Origin of the sequence: Bradyrhizobium sp. BRP22, assembly GCF_020194175.1 — a bacterium.
Classification (GTDB): domain Bacteria; phylum Pseudomonadota; class Alphaproteobacteria; order Rhizobiales; family Xanthobacteraceae; genus Bradyrhizobium.
This window is the reverse complement of record NZ_JADYVX010000131.1, coordinates 1-408: the sequence shown is the minus strand read 5'-3', so window position 1 is coordinate 408 and position 408 is coordinate 1. Positions and strand designations below refer to the sequence as shown.

Annotated in this window: 1 protein-coding gene; it reads right to left on the bottom strand. The window is 54.4% G+C overall.

All coding sequences use genetic code 11. From position 1 onward, the window contains the following. Positions 1-200 (bottom strand): transposase (locus I6F35_RS39695; RefSeq protein WP_225122978.1); only part of this gene is annotated, 200 nt, incomplete at its 3' end. Positions 201-408 lie beyond the last annotated feature (208 nt).

Sequence of the window (408 nt, the reverse complement as noted above, 5' to 3'; positions counted from 1 at the left end):
AGCGCCCATTGGCATCCAGTCGTCGCAATGTACTGGATCGCATCCCATACCGATCGCATGCAGGTCTTGCGCGGGCGACCGACCTTGCTCGGCCTTGGCATCAACAGCTCGATCAAGGCCCATTCCGTATCCGTACAATCGCTTGCATAGCGGAGCTCTCGTCTGTCATGCTGACAGCGGGTGATTTCGGTCCAGGTCATCTGCTTCTCCGATGGCTTCGAACACCTCGAAGAATCACAACCTGCTGAAATCACCCAACTTTAGTTTCCGGTCGGCCTCTAAGCTCTTCACCTGACTAAGATGAATGCTATCGTCCGCGAGCAATGGGGGCAGCGCAAGTGGCATCAGTTCGCTTATGATCGATGGAACGCGCTCTGAGAATACAAGTTCAAATCCGAAGTCGCCGAA